This is a genomic window from Terriglobus roseus, assembly GCF_900102185.1.
GTDB lineage: Bacteria > Acidobacteriota > Terriglobia > Terriglobales > Acidobacteriaceae > Terriglobus > Terriglobus roseus_A.
This window is the reverse complement of sequence record NZ_LT629690.1, coordinates 3,903,674-3,929,143: the sequence shown is the minus strand read 5'-3', so window position 1 is coordinate 3,929,143 and position 25,470 is coordinate 3,903,674. Positions and strand designations below refer to the sequence as shown.

The 25,470-nt window shown below is 56.9% G+C and carries 20 protein-coding genes; 9 read left to right on the top strand and 11 right to left on the bottom strand.

Features of this window, described 5'->3' with window-relative positions; translation table 11 throughout:
• Positions 1-9 precede the first annotated feature (9 nt).
• Positions 10-1,623 (bottom strand): acido-empty-quinoprotein group A, encoded by a 1,614-nt coding sequence (locus BLT38_RS16415; protein WP_083346161.1) that lies wholly within the window; start codon positions 1,621-1,623, stop codon positions 10-12.
• Positions 1,620-2,375 carry a c-type cytochrome gene (locus BLT38_RS16410; protein ID WP_083346160.1) on the bottom strand — a complete coding sequence of 252 codons (756 nt, stop codon included), beginning with the start codon at positions 2,373-2,375 and terminating at the stop codon, positions 1,620-1,622. Before BLT38_RS16410 ends, BLT38_RS16415 begins: the two co-directional genes overlap by 4 nt.
• A gap of 130 nt (positions 2,376-2,505) precedes the next feature.
• On the opposite strand from BLT38_RS16410, the gene BLT38_RS16405 reads away from it, so the two are divergent.
• Together BLT38_RS16405 and BLT38_RS16400 are read left to right on the top strand one after the other, a co-directional pair.
• The gene (locus BLT38_RS16405; RefSeq protein ID WP_172838313.1) at positions 2,506-3,342 is read left to right on the top strand and encodes a TIM barrel protein; all 837 of its coding nucleotides are present in this window, start codon (positions 2,506-2,508) and stop codon (positions 3,340-3,342) included.
• Between the two features lie 32 nt (positions 3,343-3,374).
• A complete protein-coding gene (locus BLT38_RS16400; RefSeq protein WP_083346158.1) occupies positions 3,375-4,274 on the top strand; it encodes a TIM barrel protein in 900 nt (299 codons plus the stop codon).
• 57 nt (positions 4,275-4,331) lie between these two features.
• Here BLT38_RS16400 and BLT38_RS16395 read toward each other — a convergent pair whose 3' ends face one another.
• Complete coding sequence (locus BLT38_RS16395) at positions 4,332-4,739, bottom strand: hypothetical protein (protein ID WP_083346157.1); 408 nt, start codon at positions 4,737-4,739, stop codon at positions 4,332-4,334.
• Positions 4,740-4,838: 99 nt separating this feature from the next.
• Between BLT38_RS16395 and BLT38_RS16390 the strand changes: the two genes are divergently transcribed.
• Positions 4,839-6,521: a hypothetical protein gene (locus BLT38_RS16390; RefSeq protein ID WP_083346156.1), complete on the top strand. Its 1,683-nt coding sequence runs from the start codon at positions 4,839-4,841 to the stop codon at positions 6,519-6,521.
• A gap of 19 nt (positions 6,522-6,540) precedes the next feature.
• Here the strand turns inward: BLT38_RS16390 and BLT38_RS16385 are convergent, their stop codons facing one another.
• From BLT38_RS16385 to BLT38_RS16375, 3 genes are all read right to left on the bottom strand, one after another.
• Positions 6,541-9,030, bottom strand: a complete 2,490-nt coding sequence (locus BLT38_RS16385) for a putative bifunctional diguanylate cyclase/phosphodiesterase (RefSeq protein WP_083346155.1) — start codon at positions 9,028-9,030, stop codon at positions 6,541-6,543.
• A gap of 187 nt (positions 9,031-9,217) precedes the next feature.
• A complete protein-coding gene (gene hemB / locus BLT38_RS16380; protein WP_083346154.1) occupies positions 9,218-10,207 on the bottom strand; it encodes a porphobilinogen synthase in 990 nt (329 codons plus the stop codon).
• Between the two features lie 149 nt (positions 10,208-10,356).
• Positions 10,357-13,902 carry a TonB-dependent receptor gene (locus BLT38_RS16375; RefSeq protein WP_231966569.1) on the bottom strand — a complete coding sequence of 1,182 codons (3,546 nt, stop codon included), beginning with the start codon at positions 13,900-13,902 and terminating at the stop codon, positions 10,357-10,359.
• Between the two features lie 284 nt (positions 13,903-14,186).
• On the opposite strand from BLT38_RS16375, the gene BLT38_RS16370 reads away from it, so the two are divergent.
• Complete coding sequence (locus BLT38_RS16370) at positions 14,187-16,628, top strand: endonuclease MutS2 (protein ID WP_083346152.1); 2,442 nt, start codon at positions 14,187-14,189, stop codon at positions 16,626-16,628.
• A gap of 3 nt (positions 16,629-16,631) precedes the next feature.
• On the opposite strand, the gene BLT38_RS16365 is transcribed toward BLT38_RS16370, so the two are convergent.
• The gene (locus BLT38_RS16365) at positions 16,632-17,726 is read right to left on the bottom strand and encodes a DUF2235 domain-containing protein (RefSeq protein WP_083346151.1); all 1,095 of its coding nucleotides are present in this window, start codon (positions 17,724-17,726) and stop codon (positions 16,632-16,634) included.
• Positions 17,727-17,896: 170 nt separating this feature from the next.
• Here BLT38_RS16365 and BLT38_RS16360 point away from each other — a divergent pair, with 170 nt between their 5' ends.
• From BLT38_RS16360 to BLT38_RS16340, 5 genes are all read left to right on the top strand, one after another.
• The gene (locus BLT38_RS16360) at positions 17,897-18,160 is read left to right on the top strand and encodes a ubiquitin carboxyl-terminal hydrolase 14 (RefSeq protein ID WP_083346150.1); all 264 of its coding nucleotides are present in this window, start codon (positions 17,897-17,899) and stop codon (positions 18,158-18,160) included.
• Positions 18,161-18,165: 5 nt separating this feature from the next.
• Positions 18,166-18,546 (top strand): DUF4440 domain-containing protein, encoded by a 381-nt coding sequence (locus BLT38_RS16355; RefSeq protein ID WP_083346149.1) that lies wholly within the window; start codon positions 18,166-18,168, stop codon positions 18,544-18,546.
• Positions 18,547-18,628: 82 nt separating this feature from the next.
• Positions 18,629-19,027, top strand: a complete 399-nt coding sequence (locus tag BLT38_RS16350; protein ID WP_083346148.1) for a hypothetical protein — start codon at positions 18,629-18,631, stop codon at positions 19,025-19,027.
• A gap of 4 nt (positions 19,028-19,031) precedes the next feature.
• Positions 19,032-19,436, top strand: coding sequence for a MarR family winged helix-turn-helix transcriptional regulator (locus BLT38_RS16345; protein ID WP_083346147.1), 405 nt, complete (start codon positions 19,032-19,034; stop codon positions 19,434-19,436).
• 31 nt (positions 19,437-19,467) lie between these two features.
• Entirely contained in the window at positions 19,468-20,634 is a 1,167-nt protein-coding gene (locus BLT38_RS16340; protein WP_083346146.1) for a pyridoxal phosphate-dependent aminotransferase, read from the top strand.
• Here BLT38_RS16340 and BLT38_RS16335 read toward each other — a convergent pair whose 3' ends face one another.
• The 4 genes from BLT38_RS16335 to cobO all read right to left on the bottom strand — a co-directional run bounded on the left by BLT38_RS16335 (position 20,635) and on the right by cobO (position 25,458).
• Positions 20,635-22,044, bottom strand: a complete 1,410-nt coding sequence (locus tag BLT38_RS16335; RefSeq protein WP_083346145.1) for a hypothetical protein — start codon at positions 22,042-22,044, stop codon at positions 20,635-20,637.
• Between the two features lie 312 nt (positions 22,045-22,356).
• Entirely contained in the window at positions 22,357-23,655 is a 1,299-nt protein-coding gene (locus BLT38_RS16330) for an O-antigen ligase family protein (RefSeq protein WP_083346144.1), read from the bottom strand.
• 140 nt (positions 23,656-23,795) lie between these two features.
• The gene (locus tag BLT38_RS16325; RefSeq protein WP_231966568.1) at positions 23,796-24,866 is read right to left on the bottom strand and encodes a M20/M25/M40 family metallo-hydrolase; all 1,071 of its coding nucleotides are present in this window, start codon (positions 24,864-24,866) and stop codon (positions 23,796-23,798) included.
• A gap of 46 nt (positions 24,867-24,912) precedes the next feature.
• Positions 24,913-25,458 carry a cob(I)yrinic acid a,c-diamide adenosyltransferase gene (gene cobO, locus BLT38_RS16320; protein WP_083346143.1) on the bottom strand — a complete coding sequence of 182 codons (546 nt, stop codon included), beginning with the start codon at positions 25,456-25,458 and terminating at the stop codon, positions 24,913-24,915.
• Positions 25,459-25,470 lie beyond the last annotated feature (12 nt).

Here is a 25,470-nt window from a genome sequence, read left to right as displayed (position 1 = left end):
GTGCGTGGTTTAGCGCAGGACGAAGCTGTACATGGTGTCGCCTGCAGCGATTACGACGTATTGCAGTCCATCCAGCTCGAAGGTGATGGGGCCGTTGGTGGCTGGGCCGCCGAGACCTGCATGCCACAGGATGGTTCCGTTTGTGGCATTGAAGGCGACAAGGTTCGATGTGGTGTCGCCTGCGAAGAGCAGGTTGCTGGCGGTGGTAAGGATGCCGGAACGCGCACCGGAGGAGGGAAAGAGATGTTCCCATCTGGTTTTGCCTGTGCGGTAGTCCAGCGCGCGAAGGTAGTTCTTCTGCATGCCGAAGCGGTCGTTACCAGCCCAGCCTTCGGGTTTATCGCTGGTGTCGAAAAGGTAGTAGATGCTGGCGGAGTCCGACGCCAGTACGTAGAAGAGGCCGGTCTTCGGGCTGTAGCTGGGTGGGAACCAGTTGGCCGCGCCACCCTGTGCGGGCATCACGATCACGCCGTTTGGCTGGGCCACCTTCTCCGGATTGACGATGGGCTGGCCGTTTTCCTTCACCCCGGAGGTCCAGTTCTGCCAGGACCAAGGCGTGGACTTCAGCACTTTGCCGTTGGTGCGGTCGATGAGGAAGTACCAGCCGTTACGGCTTGCCTGTGCCAAAAGCTTGCGCGGCTTGCCGTCGACGACCCCGTCGATCAGGATGGGCGTCTGCACCGCGTCCCAGTCGTGGGTGTCGTGCGGGTTGGGCTGGAAATACCATACGAGCTTGCCGGTGTCCGGGTTCAGCGCGCAGATGGTGCCGGTGTACAGGTTGTCGCCGGGGCGCTTGCTGCCTGCAATGACGGGCTGCGCATTGCCGGTTCCGAAGTAGTAAAGGTTCAGTTCCGGGTCGTAGGTTCCGGCAACCCACGTCATGCCACCGCCGTGCGTCATGGCTTCGTCATTGGGCCAGGTTTTGGCTTCGGGCGTGCCGGGCTCGGGATGGGTATAGAAGCGCCACTGCCGCTCGCCGGTAGTGGCGTCGTGCGCTTCGATGTAGCCGGGAACGTCAAAGTCGTCGCCACTGATGCCCACCATCACGTGGTTGCCCACGATAACTGGCGCGACGGAACCGAAGTTGAACTTATCCGGATCGCCAATCGGGGAGTGCCACTTCTCCTTGCCGGTCTTGATGTCGAGCGCGACGAGATTGCAGTCTTCCGTCTCGAAGTAGAACGTGTCACCCTTTACGGCACCACCGCGATTGCCAATGGTTTCGCCGCCCTTGCTGGGCCAGTCAAATTGCCATAGCGTCTTGCCGGTGCGGGCGTCCACGGCCCATGCGTGGCTGGGTACGGTGAAGTACAGCACGCCGTTGATGGAGAGCGGTGTGGCGCTGATGCGTTTTCCCCCACCGGTGGTGGTGGTGATGCGCATGGTCCACGCTAGCTGCAGGTTCTTCACGTTCAGCGGCGTGAGCTTGGTCAACGGGCTGTAGCGGCGGCCGGAGTAGTCGCCGTTGTAGGTGGTCCATTCGCCGCCGTCGAGTGTGCCAACGGTGCCAGAGGGTACGGCTGTCTTAACGGCAGCGTGCATGGGCTTGGTGGTGGCGGGCGCCTGCGCGTGCAGCAGCGACGCGGAGGCAAGGAGCAGGCTGGTAAGGCAGAGACGCTTCATTGCAGTGTGTCCAGATAGGTGGTCAGGTTGTGCATGTCCGCGTCGGTCAGGCGGTGAACGAGGGCTTCGTGCTCCGCATAAGGATTCTTTACGCTGACTTTGCTGCCGGCGACGATGTTGACGGATTCCACGCTACCGTCCTGGTGCTTCACGGTTGCGGTGAAGTCATCCATGCTGACAAGCGTGCCGGAGACCGTCTCGCCCGTGGGCATCTTCACGGTCACTTCCACAGGAGCCTTCTTGCCCAGGCCGCCCTGCGGGAAGACGATCTTCTGTTGCAGCGTCGCAGGGCTATAGCGCTTGCCCACACCAGCAAGATCGCCGGTGACGGAGTGGCACTTGGCGCATTCACCCTGGCCGTTGAAGTAAGCCTTGCCTGCTTCCAGATCGCCTGAGGTCAGGCCCTGCGGCTTGTCGTTGTAGCCGCTGCGCAGAATCTTGTTGATCTGCGCGGACAAGAACTGCGAAATGTCGCTGGCTTCCTTGTCGCTGTAGTTGAAATTATGCGGTGCAGAGGTTTTCAGGAACGGCGCGAGCTCTTTGCCGCGGAGGTTTTCACGGCGATCATGCAGGATCACCGTGCTGCGGATCATATCTGGCGCTGCATTGGTGCCTTTGGCATCTGCACCGTGGCAACGAGCGCAATCTTTGGCCCAAATCTTCGAGCCGCGATCTACGGCGGTGGGTTCCGTGATCGATCGTGGGAACTGAGCTGCGGCGGTCAACATCACGCCGAGCGGAAGCAATCCCATGCTCCATTGCAAAGCTTTTCTATATGCGTTTTTCACGCCGGGTAGGACACTCCATTTCGCAGGCAGCAGCAAGAAGCCGATATTTCCTGTGCTCTCCTTTATACTTGCTCCCCGTGCGGGGAGGCCAAGGATGAATCGTCGCGAACCAATGAGGGCCGGTAATTTCGCGCCCGGTGCGCCATCGTGGCGTTTTTCTTCCATGCTCTGGAATCTGAACCGCAAGGTTCCCATGGAGCAACGGTTAGAGATGCTTGCCGCCGCTGGTTACACGGGCGCGGAACTGGTAGATGAGTGGCGTAGCTGGACACCACAGGAGATGCGCAGCATCGTGGCCAAGCGCCATGCGCTGGGCATCGACTTTGATCTGATTTTTCCGGCGAAGGTGAGCCTCACGGACACAGACAAGCGTGACCTGTTGCGTGCGCAGGTGAAGGAAGCCATTCCGGTGGCGCAGGAACTGGGCACGAAACAGTTCTCGTTCAACTCTGGACCACATATCCCAGGGGCAACTCGTGAACAGGAGTGGGCTGCAATCTCCGATGGATTGAAGATTGCCGCGGATGCACTGGGCGATGCCAAGATTGCGATTCTGCTGGAACCGATCGATGTGTTGGAAAACGCAAAGCTGGCGATCAACTCGGCGTTCGACGGGTTTGCGCTGGTTCGTGCGTTGAATGATCCGCGGATCAAAGTGTTGTACGACCTGTACCATGAGCAACGCGGCACAGGGAACGTGATTGAGACGCTGCGGAAGAACATCGACCTCACAGCAACGGTGCATATTGCTGATGTTCCGGGACGACATCGTCCAGGGACAGGTGAGATGAACTACGCCAATATCTACCGTGAACTTGCGCGTTTGAATTACAGCGGTTACATCTGCATGGAGTTCTATCCGCTGAGCGATACCACGGCTGAACTGAAGGCTGCACGAGAGGAAGCGCTCGCGGCGGCACGAACCGCATAAGCAACACACACGCACCGAATGACGGAGACACGATGAACCGCCGCGATTTTCATAAGCTTTCTTTTGGCGCAGCTGCCGCAACCATGTTGCCTTCTGCGAACCTGTTTGCGGAGCCAGCCAACACTGTTGCCGCAAATGATGGCCACAAATTCTCTGTAATGCTGTGGACGATGGACAGGACTCTATCGTTTGAACAGAAGCTGCAGCGCGTGGCGGAAGCTGGTTATACCGGCGCGGAAGTGGGTAACGAATACGAGAAGTGGACCCCCGCAGAGTGGAAGACGGCTCTTGCTGCCAAGGACAAGTACGGCATCACGATTGACTCGGCTGTGCCGGGGCGCAATGCGCTGTCCGATCACTCGAAGCGCGATGCGTTGACGGAGGACATTAAGAAGGCCATTCCTGGCGCAAAGCAGCTGGGCTGCAACCAGTTCATCTATACGGCCTACACGCGCGTGCCATCGCAGACTCCGGAACAGCGCCGCGATGCGATTGTGGACACGTTGAAGTATGCAGCTGATTTGTGCGCGAAAGACGATATCGAGATTGTGTTGGAGCCGATCGACTGGCTTGAGTACAAGCAGGAGGCAGTGCCCAGCGTGGCAGATGCGTTTGAGATCACGCGTCTTGTCGGCAACCCCAAGGTAAAGGTGTTGTACGACTTCTACCATGAGCAGAAGCAGGCCGGAAACCTGATTGAGAAGCTGACCAAGAATGTGGATCAGGTGGGTCTGGTTCACATTGCCGATGTTCCGGGACGCCATGAGCCGGGTACTGGCGAAGTCTTCTACACGAACATCTACAAGGAACTGGCGCGTTTGAAGTATGACCGTTACATCTGCATGGAGTTCACGCCATCCGCTGGACATGAATGGGTGCCCACGCTGCGCAAGGCGCGAGAAGAAGCCATTGCAGCGATGAAGCAGGCGTAGTTCTTTTCATATGAAAAAGGGCACAGCTTTGGCTGTGCCCTTTGTACTTGCGAATGCTTAAGCGACGTCTTCGTGAGAAGCGGTGCCCCTTGCCGAGGAGCTACTGGAAGCCTTGGTAATGGGCGTGGAACGATCGGTCCATTCCTTCCACGATGTATCGCCTTGGGCAACGCTACCGCCGTGGAACTTCGCGGGATACGACAACAAAGCGATGTAAATATCTGTGAACTGACGCTTGGCGCAGCGGGTGCATCGCACCGGATAGCGCAGCATCAGCACTTCAAACAAATCCATAAAACGCAGTCGCGAACGCCGAAACTGCGGATTGCCGCAGAACGGGCATGCCACCTCGCCCTGCTTCAGCTCTACTGTGGGGCGATCTTTGTAGGGCTGCACCAGGTGCCGGTAGTCGTTGGGCTCAACCGTCGTAACGCCGATCTCTTCCTGCTTTTGCGGAATTCCCATGCGTTCTTTCACGGTACGGTCAGTCAGCCGAATCCGCAATGAAAATACGGAAAAGCTTTCATGTGGGGGAAAGATGTGTTGCCATGTAGCATTTTCCCTATGCTCAATCGACGTCGTTTTCTGCAGGCTGGATCATTGGTTGCTGTTTCAGGTGGTAGTACGCGTGTTCTGTCTGCTGCTGCCGTGAAGGTCGCTTCGCCTTTGCAACAACTGTTGCGCCAACCGGATCTGGTCCGCGTGCAAGTAAAAGATGAGAAGACGTTTGTCGGTCTGGAAAAGAGCGGGAATCGTTGGACAACAGCAGGGCTTGAGCTTGGAATCGCGGATCACGCAGATGCGGTGGATATCACGCTTCACGCACCGCAGATGCCTGTGCAAAGGATTCATCTTCGCTGGCAAGGAAAGATTTCAGAGGAAGTGAAGGTGCTTGGCGATGCGTGGGAACGTTCTTACGGCGACCTGGCATGGCTACCTCTGCAACCGGAGCGAGTTCTGCCGTGGTATCTGCTGGCGTCGCACGGCGGTGTGACCGCCGGTGTGGGAGTGAAGACCGGTTGTTCCGCATTGGCTTTTTGGCAAGTGGATAGCGAAGGTATCTCGCTGTGGCTGGATGTTCGCAATGGCGGCAATGGTGTTGTGCTGACGGATCGCGTAGTTGCATTGGCGTCTGTTGTAGTCCTTGCACCAACGCAGCAGAGTCCGTGGAATGCGACGAAGAGCCTATGCCGGAAGCTGGCCGCAGGCATTGAGATCCCAACCCAGCGAGGCCATTATGCGCTGGATGTTTTGTACGGTTCTAACGACTGGTACTACGCGTACGGCAAGAACACTGCAGACGGAATTCTGCGCGATGCGGACCTGATGCGTGAGATCGCGCCTTCGCGTGGGGCCACGCCCTTCTGCATCATTGACGATGGCTATCAGGATGCGACGCGTTTTCCATCGCTGCACCAGTTGGCGGAGGATATTCATCAACGCGGCGTTGCTCCCGGCATCTGGATTCGCCCTTTGCAGGCGAAGAGTGGCACGCGTGAGGAATGGCTGTTGCCGGCGAAGCACTGGCGTCAGTCAACTCGTGATCTTGCGTATGACCCAACGGTTCCTGAAGCGCGTGAACAGGTGTTGCATGTGGTGAAGCAGGCACGCGATTGGGGCTTCGACTTCCTGAAACACGACTTCACTACGTATGAGTTGCTGGGTGGATGGGGCAAGGATTTTGGTTCGTCGCCAACACGCGAAGGTTGGAGCTTCCATGATCGCAGTCGCACCAATGCGGAGATCATTCGCGAACTCTACCAGGACATTCGCGAGACCGCAGACGATGAACGCATCATTCTTGGTTGCAACACAATCGGCCATCTTTCGGTTGGCATTTTTGACGCATCGCGTACCGGGGACGATACAAGCGGACGCGATTGGGAACGCACTCGTCGCATGGGCGTGAACACGCTTGCGTTCCGCTTGCCGCAGGACCGTGTCTTCTATCGAACGGATGCTGATTGTGTGCCGTTCACCCCGGACATTCCATGGCAGCAGACAGAAGCGTGGCTGCATGCTGTGGCAGCGAGCGGATCCATTTTGTTGGTGTCACCTGATCCCCGTAGCATCGACGCGCGCGCAAAGTCTGCGATTCGTGAGGCCTTTGCACTGGCTGGGCAGAAACCGCAAGCAGAGCCGACGGACTGGACCGATTCGCGCACCCCATTCCATTGGAAGAACAATGGTGCTGCAACGACGTATCCGTGGTTGGAAAACGCCGGTGCATCGCCCTTCCAGGCGTAATGTCTTTTGCGTAGATAGGTTATTCGGCGTTTGCTTCTGCAGCGCGGCGCTCGCCTGAGAGGCGCGCTGCAGGCGAGTCCTGGAACGGCGTTGCCAACGCGTCTCGGCGGGCTTTCTCCACCAACGCTTCTGGTGACAGTGGCCTGCCGAGATAGAACCCCTGAAAGAGGTCGCAACCCAGTTCGCGCAAAATGCGAACGTGATCAGCGGTCTCAACGCCTTCTGCCACAATCTCAAGATTCAGATGGCGCGACATGTGAACGATCGCGCGAACGATGCCGACGGAAGGCGCGTTATCGTGCAGCTTCAGCACGAACGAGCGGTCGATTTTTACAGCGGAGATGGGAAGTTCGCTGAGTCGAGCCAGTGACGAGTAGCCTGTGCCGAAGTCGTCGATGGAGAACAGAACGCCTGCCTCTGCCAGCCGCTTCATGCTGTGAATCATGCTGCTGAAGTCGTTCATCAGCGTGGTTTCTGTCAGCTCCAGGTGCAGGATCTGAGGTGGCAACTGGTGCCTCTGCAACGTCTGCAACACCTTCTCTGCAAAGCTTGGCTGCACAAGCTGGCGTGCCGATACGTTTACGGCCAATTGGAAGGAAGCTATGCCCATTGCCCGCCATTCAGCCATCTGACGGCAGGATTCGTTCAGCACCCATTGGCCCAACGGGAGGATCAGTCCGCTCTCTTCGGCAACGGGAATGAAGACAGCAGGTCCAGTCTTGCGAAGGAATTCGTCTACGCCGCGGATGAGCGCTTCCACACGCGACAGGTGCCCAATGTTGTTGTAGATGGGCTGGTAATAGACCTCGAGCTGACTGGTTGAGAGTGCGTTGCGAAGAGCAACTTCAACCTCAGTGGCCGAGTGGGTCTCCATTTCGTTCTGTTCGTTGGCCATGACGGCGCAACCACCGCCCATGCGTTTCGCTTTGTAGAGAGCACTGTCAGATCGCTTGCGGATGGTGTCCAGTTCCAGGCCATCGTCGGGGTACAGTGCAATGCCAATGCTCATGGAGACTGCGATCTCATTGTTGCTGAGCTTCAGTGGATGCGTGAGCGAGCTCAGCAATGCATTTGCTGCGCCCGTAGCACCTCGTGCTGAGGGCAGGCCGCCGATCATTACGGTGAATTCTTCACCACCGGTGCGAGCCAGGGTATCCGCATCGCGCACCCGTGACTGAAGTCGGCTGGCAATTTCTTTGAGACACTCGTCGCCCACCATGTGGCCATAGGTGTCATTGATCTGTTTGAAGCGATCAATGTCCAGCGTGAGCAGTGCCACCTTGTTGCCGTCGCGTGCGGAACGGGCAATCGCCTGTTGTGCACGATCTTCAAGCAACATCCGGTTCGCAAGACCAGTCAGCGGATCGTGCTGTGCACGATAGACCAGCTCACGGTTTGTGCGTTCCTGCTCGGTGATGTCCATGGCCATGATGAAGCGCGCTTTGCGCCCCTGAAACATGACGTCGTGTCCAGAGATGTCCACATCAAAGATGGTTCCGTCATTGCGTACGTGACGCCAGTATTGCCGCCCGTCCGGAATGGGAGCGTTTATCGTGTCGCGAAGTCGAGTCTGTTCCTGCTCCGGCATGATGTCGTACAGGGTCATGCCGAGAAATTCTTCCCGCGGATAGCCGTACACCTGTACTGCGGCGTCGTTTATGGAAAGGAATTTGCCGGTTGCCAGATCGTAAATCCACATGGGCTGCGGATTGCTCTCGTACAAGAGGCGATACTCTTCGCTGAGCACCTTGATCTTGGAGGTGTCCAACTCCAGCACCAACAGGATCATGCCGATGCCGGCAATGTATTTTGGCAGGTTCCAGATTTGGCTCAGAGAATGTACCCACTCCGGGTGTATATCAATGAACTCGTAGACCACATACATCGTGGACCATCCGAAAAATCCCAGCGCGCAGATCCATGCACCAATGTGTTTGCGCAGAGGGCTGGCGAGCAGAAGGACAACGCATGCCAGAAATATCTCGACCAGAATTCCGGCCAGAATAGCGCTGATATTGCCTGCTGCCAGCAATACGGTCTTTACAGCAATGCCGGTAATGCAAAGCAACAAAATCCACGGGAGAGCAGGCGATTTCCTGCCCAGCACGCTCCAGGCAATGTAAACTCCGATGGCTTCGCCAGCTACGATGCAGACAAAGATATAACCGGGCTGCTGAAAACCGTAGGTAGTTCCCGCCGCAATGATGGCTGCAGGCAGCGTGACCATCGCAAGTTTTGAAGTAAGAGCGCGAGGCGAGAGACCATCTGCGGCGAAAGAAAAAACAAACAGCAGACCGCCAAGAAACAGAAGTACAAGGCGTAGCGATTCCAAAAACGGGCTGACAAGCAGCCCATGGCCTTGCGGCAACCAAAGCAGGAAGCTGACAAGGATGCCAATCCAGCCGGCAAGCCATAAACGGAAACGTCTCTGCGGTCGACTGGCCTGAAGTACGCCAAAAAAGATGACGAGGACGGGCAGCAGCAGCAGATCAAAAAGATTGCCTCGCACTTGCTACATCCCCTCTCTCACGTTTGCGTGAGAAGCCTGTTCATCTTTGGTACTGTGTTCGACGACGATGTGGCGCGAGAGCGTCCTGTAACACACCTGAAATGAGTCCACATCTGAGCGTACGTGCCTGATTTGAAGCCTTCCCATCCCCCATAGGGGGTATCTATTGCGGTGTTTTATTTTCTTTTCAGCGCAAACGCTGAGATGCTTCTTTCGCAAAATAGGTGACTATGAAATCCGCTCCTGCTCTACGAATTGCAAGTAGGCTCTCCATCATCGCGCGATCCTTATCGAGCCAGCCGCGTTCGAATGCCGCATGCAACATGCTGTATTCGCCGCTGACCTGGTATGCGCCCAAAGGCAGATCGAAGCGCTCGCGAGTGGCCCGGATCACGTCCAGGTAGGGGCCAGCCGGCTTCGCCAACAACATGTCTGCGCCTTCCGCTACATCGAGTTCGATTTCGCGCATGGCTTCGCGCACGTTGCCACCGGCCATTTGGTAACCACGGCGATCACCCATCTGCGGAGTGGAATCGGCAGCCTCACGGAACGGCCCGTAAAACGCCGACGCGAATTTCGCTGCATAGCTCATGATGGGAGTTTCCGTGAATCCGGCTTCATCCAACGCTTCTCGGATAGCGGCTACGCGGCCGTCCATCATGTCGCTTGGAGCGATGATGTCGGCGCCAGCTCGAGCCTGCGATACGGCTGTCTTTGCCAGCAGAGGTAGCGTGGCGTCGTTGTCCACGGTACAGTCGTTTCCGTTGCCGGTCAGAGGACCGCAGTGACCATGGCTGGTGTACTCACAGAGACACGTGTCGGCGATCATCACCAGCGACCGCAACGACGAGTCAGCCTTCAGAGCACGCAAGGCGCGTTGCGCAATGCCGTCGTCCGCATAAGCTCCGCTACCTTCAGGATCTTTGCTCTCAGGAAGACCAAACAAGAGCAAACCACCAATGCCAAGGCTGGCACATTCTGCGGCTTCCTTCAGCGCTTCGTCGATGGACAGATTGAAGACACCCGGCATGCTGCTGATCGGCTTACGTACCCCTTCGCCCGGGCAGATAAACAGCGGATAGATGAACTGGGAAGGCTGCAGGAAAGTCTCGCGAGTCAGCGAACGCATCGCTTCAGTACGGCGCAGACGGCGCATGCGGGTTACGGGAAACTGCATTGCAATATTGTACGTTTTGGTAGAAACCCCACAGAAAACGAAGGACTTCAGCCAGTCCACAGTTTGTCTACATTACCCGCAGGAACAGATGGACAAAGAAATCGGGCCCCGCCGAAGCGGGGCCCGAGAGTGTTGCTTGTTAGGTTGAGTTAGAACGATGCACGCAGGCTGAACTGGAACTGACGATCAGCGCCGTAGGTACCGCCCTTTGTGGTGCTGCGTCCGAAGTTGGCCGATCCGTAGGTCAGGTTCGGGTTATCCGGGGTTGGGTGGTTGAGCAGGTTGAACGCTTCAGCACGGAAGGTGAGTGCCGTGTTCTCGTGACCCGGAACCAGAACCCAGCTCTTGTTCAAAGCTGCGCTGTAGCTCTGGAAGCCCGTACCTGTGATCGCGCTACGTGCGCCACGACCCAGGATGTGACCTGCGTATGGGAACAGGGTGCAGGTCAACAGGTTCGTCGATTGTCCAGTCGCCACAGTGACGGCGCCGGTGGATCCTGCGATCTGGTTTGCTACCGGGCAGCTCACAGCCGAACCTGAGTTCGTTGCGAATGCCGTTGTGTCAAACCACGTTGCGGTGCCCGTCTGGCCTGCGAACGCCTTGCTCGTCCGGATAGGCTTCGTGAAGGGGACGTACTGACTTCCCGATCCCTGTCCGACGCCCGCGATGTCCGAGCTGGTAGTTACGCGCTGCGGCTGACCAGTCTGAGCCTGGAGAGTTCCGGAGAACTGCCAGTGACCCAGGACTGCGCGGTTTGCCCAGTGCGACGAGTGGTTGAACTGGTCGATGTTATAGACGAAGTTTGCGAGGAATACGTGACGGGCATCGTAATCGCTGAGGCCCCAGTTCGGTTTGATGTCATAGGTGTTCGGCAGTTTGAAGCTATTAGCGGAGCCATAGTCCTCTGCCTTCGACCAGGTATAGGCAACACCGAACAGCAGACCCTTTGTCATACGGCGACGGAGGTTGACCTGCAGTGCGTGGTAGATGGAGCCACCACCGTTCGTTGCCTGATTGATGGCATAGAAGCCCTGGTAAGGACGCAGTGTATCTGCGTACTTCACAGCGCGGTTCTGCGCCTGATAGAGCGTTCCGGGCTGAAGCTGGTTGATGTTCAGCAGCTCTTCCAGATGTACACCCCTGCGACCTGCGTAAGAAACAGTCAGGACGCCCAGGCCCTTCATCTCCTGTTCGACCGTTCCGTTCCAGTTCCAGGATTCAGGGCTGGGATAGTTATATGCCTGCGAGGAATACAGCAGCGGGAAGTTGGCCGTGCCACCCTGGCCCGCAGGATTGTCCACGCTGCCCTGCGAGACCGAAGCAGAAGGCTGGAACGGCGTGTTGCCACCCGTGAAGACGTTGTCCGTGATGCCGAGGCGCTGGACATAACGTCCGCCACCTGCACGGACCACCGTGCCAGGCTTTACCTGGTAAGTGATACCGACACGCGGCTGGAAGTTCGTCTTGATGGTGGGCGAGTACTGACGGTCATATCCGCGGAACAGGAAGGAGTATCCGTTCGCCAGAATGTCCGCGCTCACGTGGCCCTGTGCGCTAGAGGGGAAGCCGCTGCCCGGAATTACAACACCGTTCAGCAACTGCTGCTGCGTACCCGATACCGTACCGTTCGTCGGGCTTACAACGGCCGCATTGCCGGAGTTGTAATCCTTCTGGCTGAATACGGACTGGTTGCCCCACTTCGCGAAGTACGGGTTGTAGTAGCTCCAACGCATACCGGCTTCGATCACCAGGTTCGGTGATACGTGCCAGCTATCCTGCGCGAAAGCATCATATGACCATGCACGGTACAGCGTGTAAGAGCGCTGGCCGATTTCACCGTAGGTGTCGAACAAGCCCAGGGCAGCGTTGGCAATACCGTTTCCGCTACCACCAGCGCGGGCGTCCGTAAATACGAACTTACCGTTCTGGTTGTTGGTGGAGCCGGGTGTGTTGGATACGGTGATCTGATCCTTATTGTTTTCACCTGCGTACTCAGCAGAGACACCAAACTTCGCCGTGTGGTTACCCCACACCTTGGTCAGGTTGTCTGCAAAGGTCCAGATGACACCGCCGGACTTCGACGGATAGGGTGTGCCGTCCAGCAGAGTGATTGCGCCCGGAAGCTGGATGGTGGGGTACTTCAGCGGCAGATCCTTCGTGGAAGCCGAGAAGAGGAAGGGATAGTTGATGCCGTACTTGGTACGGTCATACAGACCGCTGGAGGTATCCACGCCGATGGTTACGTGTTCGCCCGAGGCCGAAGCGATAGCTTCATTCACCATGGTCGGGTTGATGTTCCAGGAGTAGTGCAGAACGGCAATCTGGTTCGGACGGCTCCACTTCTGCGGCAGCTTATTGAAGTTGCCGTTAAAGGGGGACGTCATGTGGAACGTGTAATTGAGGATGGTCAGACGGACACGGTGTGCGTCTGACGGGACCCAATCGACGACCAATGTATCTTTGCGCTGGGTTTGCGGAGCGGCCGCGGTGGCAATCCAGTTGTAGTTCGCCGTTGCCGTATTCGGCGACGGGAATGCAGTCAGCAGGCCAACGCCGTTTGCGCTGAGCTGGTTTGCTGGAATCATGTTGTTCGCGTACGGCGTGTTGGTACCCGGCTGGTTAATCACCGTTCCGGGGTTATAACCGTACTGTTTGGCATTGGCACCCAGCAGTTCACTGAAGTCGCCGCCCTTCATGGCGATTGACGGCACAGTGTTGGTCTGTGTTGCGCCGACCATGTACTTCACCCACTCCTGGCCGAAGAGGAAGAAGAGCCTTGACTTGTCCTTGTTCCAGTGTCCAGGAATATAAACAGGACCATTCAGGTTCCAACCAAACTGGTTGTAGCGGAATGCCTGCGGATGGAGACGCGTTGCATCCGGGTTGGAAGGTAGCTTACGGGACCAGGTATTGGCGTTGAAGAAGTTGTTACGCAAATACTCGTATGCCGATCCGTGGAAGTCTGAGGTTCCGCTCTTGGGAACCATGCGGATCTGACCACCGTCAGAACGGCCGTATTCTGCCTGGTAGCTGCCCGTGAGCACCTGCACCTGGCTGGTGGAATCCACGTCTGCCACGCCGATTGACGTACCGTTGGAACGGGTACGCACCATCGGAGCGCCGTCCAGGGTCAACAAGCTCTCCTGGCTACGTGCGCCGCCGATGTTGATGCCGTTGTCCAAGCCGAAGTTGAAGTTTGCCATCGGCGAGTTACGCACGACGCCGGGCTCCATCTGTGCCAGGTACATCGGGTTACGGCCGTTGAGCTGAATGTTCTTCACCTGCTCCTGGGTAACGAGCTGTCCCAGAACTGCCGATTCGGTCTGCACGGTGTTGGTGTTGGCTTCTACAACAACGCTGCTGCTGGTGTCGCCGACCTTCATCGCGGCGTCCACGCGCTTGGCGATCGACGGATCGACCTGTACGCCGCTGGTCTTGAATGTCTGGAATCCGCTGGCTTCCACCGTTACGGTGTAGGTGCCGGGGCGGACGTTAGGAATGGTGTACTGACCACTTTCGTTGCTGGTAACGGTGTTTTCAGTGCCCGTACCCTGGTTGCGGAGGGTGACCTTCGCATTGGGCAGGACGGCGCCGGTTGGATCGGTGACGGTTCCCGATACCGCGGAGCTATCGGACTGCGCAACGGCGCTGATAGCGAGCGGAATCGCCAGTGAGGTCACAAGGAGCGATCTCACAAGGTGGTGTCTTTGGTACATAGTGCCTCCAAATGAAACAGAAGAGCTGGTTCGCAACACATATCCCTGGCGAACTTAAGCCCTACGCGTTCTACGCGGCTGAATTATCAATAGTCAAGCGCTCAAAACGCTTTTAACTGAAAAATAGTTATCGATAACTATCCTGAATTTCATAGATTTTTACTGATTGTGAGAGAAGCCCATAACTCCCATATCCACGGGCTTTCAACGCCTCCATATTTCGGTAGGCGAAATACAATGGACATGTGGCAGAACCTATTTTGATGCGTCAGACAAGCCCCGCCGCGCTGGAATGGCCGCGCCTTCGGGAGCATCTCGCAACCCGAACACAGTCTTCTTTGGGACGTGCACGTGTGCTGGCTTTAGAGCCTACACGCGAACTGCAGGCAATCGAACGCGCACAAACCGTAACTCAAGAGATACGTCTCTTTCTGATTGCGGGAGGCGAGTTCAGCTTTCACGGTCTCTTCGATGCCAACGTGCTGCTGGACAAAGCGCGCATTCCCAACGCATCGTTGGAGCCGCTTGAGCTACGTCGGATTGCAGAGCTGGCAGAGCACATCGCTGACTGGCGTAGTTTGATCACCGAGCCGCCGGATGAGATTCGTGATCGCTGGCCAACTGTGACTGCAATCTCGCAGCCCGTGGTGCAGACGAACTTTTATCGGTTGCTTCAATTGATCAGCGGCAAGATCGAGTCCGATGGTTCGCTTGCCGATTCAGCATCGCCAGAGCTCGCGCGTATTCGCAAGGCGATGGAGCGGCAGCATAAGGCGATTGAAGAAAGCCTGCGTCGGCAGTTGCGCGCGGTGAGTGCAGAGGGCGGAGCGCAGGAAGACCTGATCACCATTCGTGGTGAGCGTTTTGTTATTCCGGTAAAGACGGAGTTTCGCCGTCGCGTGCCCGGCGTCATTCATGGCTCGTCTTCGTCTGGGCAGACCGTGTTCGTGGAGCCGATGGAAACCATCGAGCAGAACAACGAACTGGTGCGCCTGCTGGATGAAGAGCAACAGGAGATTCATCGCATCCTCGTTGCCATGACGCAAGCCGTGGGCGAGCAGGCGGGTTCCATTGCGCGTAGTACAGAAGTGCTTGCAGAGATGGAAGCACACTTTGCCTATGCGAAATTTGCGCAGGAGTTGGATTGCGTTCGTCCAGTATTTACTGACGGTAGGCCGCATGGCGATGACGCTGCGCTTAGCCTTGAGTCGGGGCGTCATCCGCTGTTGCAACTACGCATGCGCGAGGAACGCGCGAAGATTGTGCCCTTAACGCTGAGCCTTCCAGGTGTGGCGAAGCAGCTCATCATCAGCGGTCCAAACACAGGCGGTAAGACGGTTGCGCTCAAGACGGTAGGTCTGCTGGCGTTGATGGCGCAAGCAGGATTGCCCGTGCCTGCTTCCACCGCGCGGCTGCCTATTTTCTCCGGTGTTTACGCGGACATCGGTGATGCGCAGTCGATTGAGCGCAATCTGTCTACGTTCTCCGCGCACATCTCGCATGTGAACGAGATCGCACGCGAAGCGGACAACCGGGCATTGGTGTTGCTGGATGAGCTCGGTTCTGCAACTGACCCCGAAGAGGGCGCGGCGCTCGCTGTTGCCATCAGCGAACGTTTCTTAACGCTGGGTGCGTGGAGCATCATCACAACGCACCTCACGTCGCTGAAAATTTATGCGGCCAAACACGCAGGTGTAGTGAATGCTGCAGTTGGCTTTGATGAACGCACGCTGGCGCCGACCTACGAGTTGCGCATGGGTGTGCCGGGTGCGTCGAGCGGCATCAATATTGCAGAACGTCTTGGGCTGGAAGCATCCATCATCAAGGCTGCACGCGCTTCGGTGACGACACAGTCCGCGGACATCGCACGCTTTCTCGATGAACTCCATACGCAGCTCACGGCTGTTGCGAAAGAGCGCAATGACTTGCGTCTGCGCGAGATGGAAGTGGAGCGCGAAAAGCGTCGCCTGGAAGCTGAAGGCAAGAACGAGCAACACAAGCGCGCACGCGAACTGGAAAGCAAACTCGCATCGTTGATGAAAGAGTTTGAGTACCAGATGCGCGAGAGCGTGAAGTCCATTGAGGACAAGGGCGCGAAGGTTAAGGCCAACGCTGAGGCCGATCGACGTGTTGCCCGCCTGAAGCGTGAGTTCCAGGAGAGCTTCAATCAAACGGTTGTGGCGCACGTCTCGGGTGCGGATAAGAAAGACCCCGCAGCGCAGCCGCATGTAGTGAATGCCGTGAGCGCAGGCGACATGGTGCGGCTGAAGTCGATGCGGCGCGATGCGAAGGTGGAACGCATCATCGACGATCGCACGTATGAAGTGTCCGTTGGCCCAATGAAGATGCGCGTGCCGAAGGATGACATTGCGCATGTCACGGTTCCCGCGCCGCGACAATCACCCCTTCAGCATGCGCAAAAGCGTGGCATCAAAGTGGTGGCACGCGAACCGGATATGGTGCCTGGTGAGATCAACGTTATCGGTCGCACTGCAGATGAAGCTCGTGACGAAGTGGAACGCTTCCTCGATCAGGCGTTTCTCGCGGGCCGTCCAACGGTGCGCGTCGTGCATGGCACAGGCATGGGAATCCTCCGCCGCAGCCTGCGTGATTATCTCCGCAAACATCCGCACGTCGTCAGCATTGAAGAGCCGCCGTATAACGAAGGTGGCCAGGGCGCAACGCTGGTTCAGTTGCGCCAATAGTGCTTATGACTTCGCTGGCCACACTGGCTGTGAATAAGGCAGAACCTCTGTGCGTGGATACGGATGCGGTTTCGTCTTTTGCTGGGGATCCCACGTGAGATTTTCAGGCTGATAACCCGGAGTCAGCGCGGCTGCCGCGCATCGGTCAAAGACACTGCTGGCCAGGTGCGCCTGATCGGGTACAGTACGATGCTTGGCAATGCCCCACTTCAGCAGACTCCATTCGTCATGGGCTGCACCCTCTGCTGAGGTTGGCTGAAGATCCTGCATGTACTTGGCTTCCGCATCTGGCAGAAATTCAACACCACACTCCTTCGCCTTGTGCATCATCCATCCCAGCGTGATGTCCGCAAGGTGTGAATCGGCATAGCTGCCACCTACATCGCAGTGAACGCCAGCGAACCACACCTGCTCTACGCGGCCATCATTTTCAAGGTAGCTTCCGTCTTTCGCAGTCCATAGTGTCGGTTGGAAGGCTGCCCGCCGTTCATCAATGCTGACAGCATGGAAGGCGCGGTCCACACAATCGCTCAGTGTGGTGTCCAGGAAGCCGTATTCCTTGTCATTTAGAAAATGGAACATGCCACCGGGAATCCCCAGTGCGCCAACGGTATCCCATACGCCGATCATGGCAATGTGCACATCCTGCAGATCGTAGGACTGCTTGAGTTGAGTCTTCAAGGCGGCGCGTTTGTCCTTATCGCTTTCACGATAGGCGGCGAAGATCTCGGCAGTGGTTGCGTTTGACAGGTTCTTTGTCGGAACTCCGAATGCAGCAATCATCCCGCCCACGCTGCGTGCTGTATAGGCTCCGCGACTAAAGCCGAACAAATAGATGCTGTCACCCGGATCGTAGACATGCGACAGGAACGAGTAGCAGTCCTGCACCTTTTCAAACAGTCCCTGCCCCATTGCGCCGCCAGTCAGGTGGTCCACCGGATTGCCCTTCGTGCCCACACCACTGTCATAGAACTTCAACTGCGTATCGGTATCCGGCATGGCGCAGTAAATTTTCCAAACGTTGGTGCCGCCACCGTCATCCGTTACCCCCGGCGGGCTGTTCCATGTTCCGTCTGCACAAAGGATGATCTTCTTCATTCCGCGCCTCGTTATAGGGAGAAATCGGGTCGCGCACATTATGGGTTTGCGAAGAAAGCGAATGCAAGGGGAATCGATTGCGCGGAATTTCCGCCCGCTTCGTCGTTCTCTGTGTCAGCTGCGCTGAAGCGGGCACGTTGCGGTGATACTGTGGGCGCAGGGGAGTTGCTATGGCGCATTGCACGCACACGGATCAGATCAACGATGTTTCGCCCAACACGAACGGTTGTGAGGAATGCCTGAAGATTGGCAGCACTTGGGTGCATCTGCGCCTTTGCCTTACATGCGGGCATGTGGGTTGCTGCGATCAGTCATTGCACAAGCACGCCACCAAGCATTTTCATGCAACGAACCATCCCATCATCCAGTCCATTGAGCCCGGCGAAGATTGGGGCTGGTGCTACATCGACCAGGTGATGCTCGAGTTCGAGTAGGAGCGATGGAAGATCATCTGGATACTGCCTCTGTTCTGGAAGAACTGCGCGCACTGGAACCCATCTTTCATACGCAAGCATTCGGTACGACGATGGATGATTTTGCGCACCGCATGGTGGATGACTACTGGGAGATCGGTGCCTCCGGTGCGCGTTACGATCGCGCCTTCATCCTGAAGCATCTGGCATCAACGCCTCCGGTGGATGCAGAGGCCGCGGGTTGGATTACTTCACATCATCAGGTGCGGCGTCTTGCCGCGGACACGTTCCTGCTGACCTATCAGCTTCAACAGCTGGAACGCGTTACATGGCGTTCCACGGTCTGGCGACGCTCCGAACAGGGCTGGCAGGTCGTCTTTCATCAGGGAACCGTCATCTCCTCTTAGTTGATCTTGTCGTTTGAAATTTCTTGACGCTGAATATGGTTGTATATACAACCATATTCAGCGAATCAACGGAGAGGTGTGTATGCGGCTGCTCAAGAGTGTTTTCGGATTTCTTTTTGTTCTGGGTGGACTTGCATCTGCGCAGGCGCCAGCCAGCCCCTCATCGCTTCCAACCGTGCCCACGACGAAAGTCATTGCGATTGGCAGTGTGACTGCTGTCGGGACTGGTGCGAACCGCGTAAGCATCATGCCGCAGGAAGTTTCTGCCACGGTGCGGCTGTACCTTGGTGGCAAGATTGACCAGTGGTACGTGCGCAAGGACAAGCCAGGCGTGGTGTTCCTGATGAACGTGTCCACTCCCGACGAAGCGCATGAGCTGTTGGAGAAGCTACCGCTGGGAGTGGCCGGCATGATGACATTTGATCTGATCCCGGTGGGTCCGCTGAGCCCGTTGAATTACCTTCTTCCTAAGGAGAAGTGAAACGGTGTTTTGTTATTGCGCGGAAGCGCGCCGCGTTTCTCGACTGCTCACTGCGAAGTATGACGCCGCACTGGCGTCGGCGGAACTGACGTCGGCACAGTTTGAAACGCTCAGCGTATTGCATGCCATGCAGCATTGCAGTGGGCGAGTGTTGGCCCAGAAACTCGCTGTAGATAAGACCACCCTATCGCGCAATCTCCGTGGCATGATCGAGGCCGGCCTTGTTGTGTCCAAGGGCTCGGCCGAAGATACGCGGCAGATGGACTACTCTCTGACAGCGGCTGGTCGCAAAAAGTTGGTGAAGGCCCAGCCTCTATGGCAGGCTCTCCACGAGGAAACGAACCGGCAACTCGGCTGGCATGCGGCGTCCGCGCAGAAAGTGCTGCGGAGGATGGCCGCAGCACTGTAACTACGTCCGCCGAAACGCTAAGATTGGCTGCATGAGTAAGCTGCGAACCAGCGCAACGGCGCCCATCACTGTGCAGAGCGAAATCCGCGCCATGAGCGTGTTGTGCGAACAGGTGGGCGGCATCAACATGTCGCAGGGCATCTGTGACACGGATGTTCCCGCGGTTGTGATGGAAGGCGCGAAGGCCGCAATGGATGCGGGCTTCAACATCTACACGCGGCTAGATGGTATTGCGCGTCTGCGTGATGCGGTGGCGGCCGACTGGTCGCGGCGCAACGGCGTGCCTGTCGATCCCGAACATGAGGTGCTCATCACCAGCGGCGCTACCGGTGCGTTCTATTGCGCGGCACGCGGACTGCTTGATCCCGGTGACGAAGTCATCCTGTTTGAGCCGATGTACGGCTATCACATCTACACTCTGCGTGGCCTTGGGCTTGAGCCGGTGATTGCGCCGCTGGAGTATGGCACGTGGGCGCTGGATGTGGATGCATTGCGCGCAGTGATCACGCCGAAGACGCGAGCGATTGTTCTGAACACACCATCGAATCCCTGCGGTAAGGTCTTCACGCGAGAAGAACTGCAGGCGGTCGCAGCCATCGCCATTGAGCAGGATCTGTTTATTCTCTCGGATGAGATCTACGAGCACTTCATCTATCCTGGCCACACGCACATCAGCATCGCAACGCTTCCGGGGATGAAGGAACGCACCGTCACCATCTCTGGTTTTTCAAAGACGTACAGCGTCACGGGATGGCGTGTGGGCTATCTGATTGCCGATGCAAAGTGGATACCTGCAATTGGCTTCTTCGCCGACACGGTATACATCTGCGCGCCTGCGCCATTTCAACATGGTTGCGCGGCAGGGCTTGAATTGTTGCCACCATCGTTCTACACGGAACTTGCGGCGGAGCACGATCGCAAACGCGCGCAGACAGTCGCTGCGTTGCAGGATGCAGGTCTTACGCCGCACATACCGGATGGCGCGTATTACATCGTTGCCGATGCAACACCGCTGCATGGCGCTACAGCCGCGGAGAAAGCGCGTGATCTGCTGGCGCGCACGGGTGTTGCGGCCGTGGCTGGTTCCGCGTTCTTTCGCAAAGGTGGTGGCGAGAATCTATTACGCTTCTGCTTTGGCAAACGCGATGCCGATCTGGATGAGGCATGCGAGCGTTTGCGGAGCCTATCAAGCAAATAGCTAAAGCACGCTGAGGAAGTTCACCAGGTCCTGCTTCTCACGTTCGGTGTAACGCGCTTGATACCGGCGATCGTAGAAGTCCACAACGGCGCGCAGGTTTTTCGCAGAGCCCGCGGTGAAGTACGGCGCACGTGCAGGCAATGCGCGAAGCTGCTGCATCACCAGCGAACCCACATCAGCACATTTGCCTGTAATCAGCGCGCGTCCGGGATCGTTCGTGTAGATCACGCGGCCAAGGTAAGGATGCGGCGTCGCCTTTGCGTCGCACGTGATCTTGAATAGCGGCAGATCTTTCTGGTCGCCAGCCCATGGCAACGACGAGGTGCCAATGTCCATCCATGCCTGCGTGGTGGCTGCGCCTGTGCGGCGTTCACTATGGCAGGTAGTGCAGGTTCCTTGCGTGGTTTTACCGGTCTTCAGATTCGCAGTCTGCGTAATTGCAAAGGTGCGTGACGAGAAGACAACACTGCCGCGCTCCACGGAACGACGGAACTCATTTTCGGGCGCGTTCGAAGTCCCCGCCCAATTGGCAAGCGTCATGCCGTTGCCACTCGGCAAAGCGGCTGCGCGTGCCAGATTCCACGAGCCCAGCAGCGCGGGTGCGCCAAAGCTGGAGATGTCGCCGCCGGTGTCATCGTGCCCTTGCGAAACGAAGATCTGCCGTTCAAAAGCAACGATGCTCTGCATGTCGTCGGCAGAGATGTTGCCGTTGCCCTGCATGTGTTTGTGAAAGGCATCCTGCGCCTGCGCTTCCAGCGTGGTGGCGCGGCTGTCTGCAGTGAACGCGTCGGCAGCTTCCAGATAACGCAGGTTCGCCGCCATGCGTGGGCGCCGATATACCGACACGGAAGGACTCACAGCATGCAGTCCATATGTTTTGCCGCTGTTGCAGCCCGTGGGGTCGCGCATGACTTCGATGCGGAACTCAGGCGTCACGCCCTCGGTGGGCCACTGCTGCTGAATGCGGAAGAGACCTTTCTCAAGCAGCAACGAATGTGATGCGCGATCATTCTGCGGCAGGTCAGGGCAGTTTGATCCATCCACAGCAGCGAAGACCGCATCGTGTCCTGTGGTTTGTAGCCAGCGCTCCTGCAGCTTCTCCGGTGTCACGCTCATGCCGTTCGAAAGCTGATGGCACGTGATGCATCCGCGACCATTGGTGCCCAGCGGACGGAAGAAAGGATGCTGACCGGAGGTGAGGTCGCCTGCGGTGTTGTAGATGAGCAGGTCGCCGCTGCTGTCCTTAAAGACCGACGAGAAGGGCATACGTTCATTACTGCCAGCTTCCCACCACGCCGGCGCGCCACCGTATTGGCCCATCGTGCCAAGAGAGATCACGGCAACAGTCACCGCACCGCAGCCAACGGCGGCGATTCGCTTCAGACGCACTCGGACTGGAAGCTGCAACAAGGGATTCACCCCTCACGCAAAGACGGATTTAACAGCGGTACTGCAAGATATACCACCGGAGATTGAAGAATAGTTCGTTTTGTTACCAAATAATTGGCTGCCCAATAGGCAAAAGAAAACGGCGCAGCCGAAGCCGCGCCATTTTCCTGTTGACTGTTGTTTTGCTGTTGAGCAGGCTTTGGGTTAGAGAACCGCATTGTGTGTCAAAGTATGCTCTGTTCTCTCTGCAGTGTGGTCCGCCCTGTAACGGCGATCATAAAACTCGCCTGCAGCTTGAAAGATTGAAAACCGAAAATGATAGATCGCGATACGTCATCGTGCATACACGGTCTGATCCGGAAACCCTCTCCCTAACGGTTCAGCGAAGGTAGCTTTTGAGGATGAGCTTCCCTCTGTCCTATGCATGCCAGCAAGGGCGAATATTAGGCCATAGCTCACGGCAGAAAACGATACCAGCAGGCAAGGATTGAAGAATCCGGCTGCCAGGTAGTTGAGAAGCAGCAAGAAGATGGCGAACTGATACTTTGACGTGCCCGCTGAGAAACTGAATGCCTTCCTGTAATAGTTGACCATCAATAGAACAAAGAGACCCATGCCGACGAGGCCAAATTCGCCGAACAGCGCAAGCACCTGAACTTCGTAGGCATAGAAGACTTCCTCACTTCGCTTGAAGTGAATCGGGTAGCTGCCCATCCCGTGGCCGAACAGCGGTGCCTGCCAGAAGAATTCCTTCAATTTGGCAATCTGCCAAGCTCGTACCTGATCCGACGCAGTAGCGAGAGATGAGGCAAAGCGGAGTTCGATGAGGTCCGTGATCATGGATATGAAATAAAGCGTAACGGCTCCAGCGACGCCCAAGTACACCCACCGCATCCGGTCCTTTTCCGCTAGCAACATGCCTAGAAAGAACGCAAACAGCGTGCTCACCCAAATGAAGCGGGAGAACGTGAACAGTGATGACGTTACAAAGAGGGCGACAATCAGAAACGAGCTTAAGGCGCCAATCCTCAGGCGTTTCCTCAGAGCAGTGATTGCAAATACACAGATAGGAATCACATTGTCAGAGGGAAATTGGATGCGTATTCCAGCCCCGTCAATGTCTACAGACATCAAGACGACACCCGTGACATGTGAAACGCGCTGAATAACGTCGGAGATGGATACGCCACTCTTGATGGAATAGAGGAAGAGCAGCACTTTGAGAAAGCTGCCGAACGCAACGGCATAGATGCAAAGACGGATGAATTTTTCCCGACTCACCATGTCTAGCGTGAATAGGCGAACGAGTAAACAGCCCAGCAATGTGGTCAGCACATCCTTGTACTGCGGAAACCCCCAAATGTCATAGAACGGATTCATTAGCGAGGGGATCAGCCAAAACGATGCAACAGCGGCAACCATTAAGGCAAAGAAGACCTGCGATATTGCTTCCCTCTGTCTTGACAGAAGCTGTATGCCGTAGAGGGTGAGCGGGACAAACGTCAGAATCTTTACATTGATACCGAGAATGCTTCCGCCGGGAAGGATAACAGAGATGAAAATGTACAAGGCGAACAGCTTGCGTCCAAACGAGGAACTCTCTGTTGGCATATGCATTGCTGGCGCGGTCATATTCTGCAAGTTTAACCCTTCAGCTATAGCGGTCTTAGGCGTAGCGCTGCGTCGTGGACTCCATCACCTCAGCGGCGTCAGGCACTATTGAAACGGCGCAGCGAAAGCTGCGCCGTTTCGGATGAGATGTGTTGAATCCCTCACTGTGCCGGTGCCGGTGGACGACGAGCCGTGTTTGCATCGGGCTTACCGCCGGGGTTCCAGGTCGGCTTCCAGTTGGTGTCCGCCAGCCAGCGCACAGGGCCTTCCATGGATGCAATCGCGGCGGTCATGTGTGTAAAGTCGATGGTCTTCAGCTCGTCAGAGACCTGGTGGTAATCCGTGTGCAGTCCAAAGGACGAAACGGTCTGCGCAATGATGCCCTGGCGAGCCAGCGCAATGTTGTCGCTGCGCATGAAGAACTGTTCCTTGGGGTGCGGATCAGCCACGATGTTTGCGCCGTGCTTCGCCAGTTCAGGCCCCAGGTTGCTGCGCTCGTATCCGGTGAGCCACAGCGTGCCTTCCTTCACCGCGGCATCAGGGCGACCAATCATCTCAAACTCCAGGTTGGCCACCAGCGATTCCAACGGCACCGGCGGATGCGCAAGGAAACCGCGCGCGCCATAGCCACCCATCTCTTCGCTGCCAAAGAGAGCGAACACAATGGTGCGCTTCGGTGCTTTGCCTGCCGCAAGAACGCGCGCAAGATTCAGCACGGCGGTAGTGCCGCTGGCATCGTCGTCTGCGCCGTTGTAGATTGCGTCGCCGTTCTTCGGCTCTTTCAACATGCCAAGATGGTCAAGATGCGCGGTCAGCAGAATCACTTCACTCTTCAGCTTCGGATCGCTGCCGGGCAGCATCGCAATGGCGTTCCATGTTTCGGTGCGCGGCGTGTCTTCAAATGTGGCCAACCGCTGCTTCATACGGTCATTCATGCGCGAGGTTAGATCGACTGGGATCTTCTGCAGGAAGCTGCCGTTGTCACCAGCAGGCTCCAAACCAAGTCCCTCAAAAACGGTCGCGCAGTATTGTGCAGCGAGATGTTCATCACGCGTCAGGCTGCCGCGTCCATGCAGCGTGTCGCTGGCCAGGAAATCCATGTCGGCATGCACATGCGCAGCAAGTGCAGCGGTGTTCGTTTGGGTTGAGGTTTTTTTCGCTGGTCCGGCAGCGTAAGAAGGCACAGCGGCAAGCGCCGCGAGGGCAAAGGCAGTCAGAAATCTGGAACGCATACCGGAGACTGTACTGTTCCGAAGACAGTAAGGGCAACTGTATCTATCAGAATTCAATACCACGCTGCGCCAGAATGCCGCGTGTGTAGGCATGCTTCACTTCGCGCATCTCTGTCACTGTGTCTGCAAGTTCGACAAGCAGCGGATGTGCGTTGCGTCCAGTCAAGATCACATGCAGCATCTGTGGCCTTTCCTTTAGTGCGTCAGCCACGGCCTTTGCGTCGAGCATCTCGTATCCAATCGCATAGTTGATCTCGTCGAGCACAATCAGATCCCACTCGCCCGACTGTATTTCGCGAACTGCGTCCTGCCATGCCTCTTGCACCAGGCGCAGATCTTCGGGGTCAGTTTCCGCACCACCAACTTTGACAAAGCCGCGGCCCATCTGCCGAATCACAAGATCGCCATTAAAACGCTCAGCAGCATCAAGTTCGCCGTAATGCCACGAGCCCTTTAGAAACTGCAGCACCAGCACGCGCATGCCATTGCCAGCAGCGCGCATCGCAGTGCCCAACGCGGCAGTTGTTTTGCCTTTGCCCGCGCCTGTGTGAATGATCAGCAGTCCCTGTCGTTGTGTGCCTGCGTCTGTCATGAAATTCAGTAT

Bases quoted from the DNA above. Each gene is read 5' to 3' on its own strand.
- BLT38_RS16415 (WP_083346161.1), bottom strand. From the start codon at position 1,623: ATGAAGCGTCTCTGCCTTACCAGCCTGCTCCTTGCCTCCGCGTCGCTG.
- BLT38_RS16410 (WP_083346160.1), bottom strand. From the start codon at position 2,375: ATGGGATTGCTTCCGCTCGGCGTGATGTTGACCGCCGCAGCTCAGTTC.
- BLT38_RS16405 (WP_172838313.1), top strand. From the start codon at position 2,506: ATGAATCGTCGCGAACCAATGAGGGCCGGTAATTTCGCGCCCGGTGCG.
- BLT38_RS16400 (WP_083346158.1), top strand. From the start codon at position 3,375: ATGAACCGCCGCGATTTTCATAAGCTTTCTTTTGGCGCAGCTGCCGCA.
- BLT38_RS16395 (WP_083346157.1), bottom strand. From the start codon at position 4,739: ATGGGAATTCCGCAAAAGCAGGAAGAGATCGGCGTTACGACGGTTGAG.
- BLT38_RS16390 (WP_083346156.1), top strand. From the start codon at position 4,839: ATGCTCAATCGACGTCGTTTTCTGCAGGCTGGATCATTGGTTGCTGTT.
- hemB (WP_083346154.1), bottom strand. From the start codon at position 10,207: ATGCAGTTTCCCGTAACCCGCATGCGCCGTCTGCGCCGTACTGAAGCG.
- BLT38_RS16370 (WP_083346152.1), top strand. From the start codon at position 14,187: ATGCGTCAGACAAGCCCCGCCGCGCTGGAATGGCCGCGCCTTCGGGAG.
- BLT38_RS16365 (WP_083346151.1), bottom strand. From the start codon at position 17,726: ATGAAGAAGATCATCCTTTGTGCAGACGGAACATGGAACAGCCCGCCG.
- BLT38_RS16360 (WP_083346150.1), top strand. From the start codon at position 17,897: ATGGCGCATTGCACGCACACGGATCAGATCAACGATGTTTCGCCCAAC.
- BLT38_RS16355 (WP_083346149.1), top strand. From the start codon at position 18,166: ATGGAAGATCATCTGGATACTGCCTCTGTTCTGGAAGAACTGCGCGCA.
- BLT38_RS16350 (WP_083346148.1), top strand. From the start codon at position 18,629: ATGCGGCTGCTCAAGAGTGTTTTCGGATTTCTTTTTGTTCTGGGTGGA.
- BLT38_RS16340 (WP_083346146.1), top strand. From the start codon at position 19,468: ATGAGTAAGCTGCGAACCAGCGCAACGGCGCCCATCACTGTGCAGAGC.
- BLT38_RS16330 (WP_083346144.1), bottom strand. From the start codon at position 23,655: ATGACCGCGCCAGCAATGCATATGCCAACAGAGAGTTCCTCGTTTGGA.
- BLT38_RS16325 (WP_231966568.1), bottom strand. From the start codon at position 24,866: ATGCGTTCCAGATTTCTGACTGCCTTTGCCCTCGCGGCGCTTGCCGCT.
- cobO (WP_083346143.1), bottom strand. From the start codon at position 25,458: ATGACAGACGCAGGCACACAACGACAGGGACTGCTGATCATTCACACA.